The sequence below is a fragment of the Caballeronia sp. genome (genome assembly GCF_028292365.1).
Classification (GTDB): domain Bacteria; phylum Pseudomonadota; class Gammaproteobacteria; order Burkholderiales; family Burkholderiaceae; genus Caballeronia.
Genome location: NZ_JAQGMM010000538.1, coordinates 1 through 4,020, shown reverse-complemented (window position 1 = coordinate 4,020; position 4,020 = coordinate 1). Strand labels below are relative to the sequence as shown.

2 protein-coding genes are annotated in these 4,020 nt (G+C 59.6%); one reads left to right on the top strand and one right to left on the bottom strand.

The features are described from left to right. Positions 1-1,846, bottom strand: a 1,846-nt coding sequence (aceE, locus tag JWR14_RS31645) for a pyruvate dehydrogenase (acetyl-transferring), homodimeric type (protein ID WP_299717277.1), incomplete at its 3' end; no start/stop codon positions are given. Positions 1,847-2,153: 307 nt separating this feature from the next. Between aceE and fixL the strand changes: the two genes are divergently transcribed. Continuing rightward, positions 2,154-4,020: oxygen sensor histidine kinase FixL (fixL, locus tag JWR14_RS31640; RefSeq protein WP_299717275.1), on the top strand; the 1,867-nt coding region annotated here is incomplete at its 3' end.

Below are 4,020 nucleotides of genomic sequence, written 5' to 3'. Positions count from 1 at the left end.
TACGCTGGAAGCCGAACATGGAATAGAAGATGTAGAACGGGATCATGATCTCGTTGTGCGTGGAATACGACGTCGCCGCCGCAATCCAGTCACACATCCCGCCGGCTTCGTTGATCCCTTCCTGCAGAATCTGGCCGGTTTCCGATTCACGATAGAACATCAGCTGGTCGGAATCTTCCGGCACGTACTTCTGGCCGTCCTGATTCCAGATACCAATCTGGCGGAACAAGCCTTCCATACCGAACGTACGCGATTCATCCGGGACGATCGGCACGATGCGTTTGCCGAGCGCCTTGTCCTTCAGCAGGATGTTGAGGATCCGCACGAACGCCATGGTCGTGGAAATCTCGCGGCCCGGACCCGTGCCCTTCAGCACCGGCTCGAACGCCGACAGATCCGGCACCGGCAGCGACTCGGCCTTCTGACGGCGCGCCGGCAGATAACCACCGAGTTCCTGGCGGCGAGCACGCATGTACTCGAGTTCCTTCGAGCCTTCGTCGAACGTCAGGTAAGGCACGTCGGCGATCTGGTCGTCGGGGATCGGCAGCTTGAACTGATCGCGGAATTTCTTCAGCTGATCGGTGTGCAGCTTCTTCTGCTGGTGGGTGATGTTCATTGCCTGACCGGCTTCGCCCATGCCATAACCCTTGATGGTCTTGGCGAGGATGACGGTCGGCTGGCCCTTCGTCTTCGATGCTTCCGTGTACGCCGCGTAGATCTTGTGCGGATCATGGCCGCCGCGATTCAGGTTCCAGATGTCTTCGTCGGACCATTCCGCCACCATCGCCTTGAGTTCCGGCGTGTTGAAGAAATGCTCGCGCACGTAGGCGCCCGACTCTGACTTGTAGGTCTGATACTCGCCGTCGACGACTTCCATCATCCGGCGCATCAATGCACCGGTTTTATCGCGGGCGAAGAGCGAGTCCCAGCGGCTGCCCCACACCACCTTGATCACGTTCCAGCCGGCGCCGCGGAATTCGCTTTCCAGCTCCTGGATGATCTTGCCGTTGCCACGCACCGGGCCGTCGAGACGCTGCAGGTTGCAGTTGATCACGAAGACGAGGTTGTCGAGCCGTTCACGGCCGGCCATGCCGATCGCGCCGAGCGATTCCGGCTCGTCCGTTTCGCCGTCGCCCAGGAATGCCCAGACCTTGCGGCTGCCTGCCTTGATGATGCCGCGCGCGTCCATGTACTTCATGAAACGCGCCTGATAGATCGCCATGATCGGGCCGAGGCCCATGGACACGGTCGGGAACTGCCAGAAATCCGGCATCAGCCACGGATGCGGATATGACGAAATGCCTTCGCCGCCCACTTCCTGGCGGAAATTATCGAGCTGGCTCGCTTTCAGCCGGCCGAGCAAAAACGCGCGCGAGTACACACCCGGCGACGAATGGCCCTGCACGAACACGAGATCGCCGCCATGCTCGGGCGACGGTGCGTGCCAGAAATGGTTGAAACCAACGTCATACAGCGTGGCCGCCGACGCAAACGAAGCAATGTGCCCGCCCACGTTCGTGTCCTTGCCGGCGCGCAGCACCATCGCAATGGCGTTCCAGCGCGTGTACGAACGGATCTTATGTTCGATGTCCTGGTCACCGGGAATCTTCGACTGGGCGGCGACCGGAATGGTATTGATGTACGGGGTGTTGGCTGAAAACGGCAGATGTTCGCCGTGAACGCGCGCGAATTCGATTTGCTTTTCGATCAGGTAATGGGCGCGATCCGGGCCTACTGCCGAAATCACGCCGTCGAGGGCTTCTAGCCACTCTGCGGTTTCCTGGGGATCTTCGTCGTCCTTGGCGTTGGCGACATATTTCATCACTTCGTCGGGTACAGCGGACATGCTCGTCTCCTGATTTGAGGAACGCTCTGTGAACAGACGACGCGAGCCTTTAAGCCATCCGCAGGACACAGTTGCGGAAAACAATGAGGGACAAGCGCGCGTGCGGCAATTCTAAAGAGCCTCCGAACAGTAGTGCAAGCAATATTTCGAATCATGAGACTCAATCTCATAATGCGGAAAAATGCTGCAATGCACCGTGGGACAAGGACTTTTTGATAGTCGCGTTGGTGTCCTTGCGATCAATTGCGGGCCTTTTCAAGACTTTTTACGCCATTTAACAGTGTGGCGCTGCGTTACAATTGCGCGCATGTTGACCGAACGGCTTTTCGCACGCTCGGCGCGTTCGTCGGGCAAACCCAACGACTCGGCGCCGACCCGCTGGCACCACGGACCGTGGTGGTCCAACTCGTACTTGCTGACCCCACTGATCTCGATCCTGGTGTTCCTCGTCGTGATGAGCTTGATTTTGTGGAGTCTCAACCGGCGCGAACAGCAACAACAGGAAGACACGCTCTACCGTAACGTGGCTTGGGCGCAGCAGCAAATCAGGCTTTCCATGACTGGCGCGCAGGAGCAGATCCAGGCACTGGCTCGCGACATCGCGAGTGGCCACGGCGACCCGGCGTCGTTCCAGAGTTCCACGGGCGACATCATGCAGGGGCATCCCGAGATCCTCTACATGAACTGGTACACAGCGCAACATAAGCCGCGCTGGCCGAATACACCGTTGCCTATTCTCGGTTCACGGCTTGCCAAGCCCACCGACGCGCAGATGGACGACGCCGTCCAGTCCGCGTTCGACGAAGCCCGCACCAGCCGCCGCCAGGTTTACTCCCCTCTTCTATACGACGATTTAGGCAACGGCTACATTACGTTGCAGACGCCGGTTTATCGCGACCGCGATTTTCTCGGGTCCATTGCGGCGGTGTTTTCCATCGAAGGGATTCTCAAGCACGACATCCCCAGCGAACTCTCCGCGAAGTACAAGATCTCGATCACCGACCTGAACAATCGCGAGCTCGCGACCACCTCCAGCCGGCCGCGCCTGCCGCGCGACATGTTCTACGACCTGCCGCTCGATCCGCCGGGCCAGGGGGTGTCGGTACGCGTGTATTCGTATCCGCAACTCACGAATTTCACCAACAACACGCTCGTCTGGCTCGTCGCCGGTCTGTCATGTTTTGTGTTGTGGAGTTTGTGGAGCCTGTGGAAACACACGCGGCAACGCTTTGAGGCGCAACAAGCGCTCTACGCGGAGGCATTCTTCCGCCGCGCGATGGAAAACTCAGTGCTGATCGGTATGCGCGTGCTCGACATGCACGGCCGGATCACACACGTGAATCCCGCGTTTTGCCGGATGACCGGCTGGGACGAAAGCGATCTCGTGTCCAAGGTGGCGCCCTTTCCGTACTGGCCGAAAGACGCGTATCCGGAAATGCAGCGGCAGCTGGACATGACCTTGCGTGGCAAGGCGCCCTCGTCCGGCTTCGAATTGCGTGTGCGCCGCAAGGACGGTTCGTTCTTCCACGCGCGGCTTTATGTGTCGCCGCTAATCGATAGTTCGGGTCGGCAGACCGGCTGGATGTCGTCCATGACCGACATCACCGAGCCACGCCGCGCCCGCGAAGATCTCGCCGCCGCGCATGAACGTTTCACCACCGTCCTGGAAAGCCTCGACGCGGCCGTGTCCGTGCTCGCTGCCGACGAAGCAGAACTGCTGTTTGCAAACCGCTACTACCGGCACTTGTTCGGCATTCGTCCGGACGGCCATCTCGAACTTGCTGGTGCGGGATTCGATACGGCGCAAACGTCGTCGGACTCCATCGACATGGTCGATACGTACGCAGGCCTGCCCGCCACCGCGCTGACCGAAAGCACCTCGGACGCGCAGGAAGTGTATGTGGAGAGCATCCAGAAGTGGTTCGAAGTGCGCCGCCAGTACATCCAGTGGGTGGACGGCCATCTCGCGCAGATGCAGATTGCGACCGACATCACCACGCGCAAGCAGGCGCAGGAACTGGCCGATCAGCAGGAAGAAAAGCTGCAGTTCACCAGCCGTTTGATGACGATGGGCGAAATGGCGTCATCGCTGGCGCACGAGCTGAACCAGCCTTTGGCCGCAATCAACAACTACTGTTCGGGTTGTGTCGCGCTGGTTAAATCGGGTCGCATGA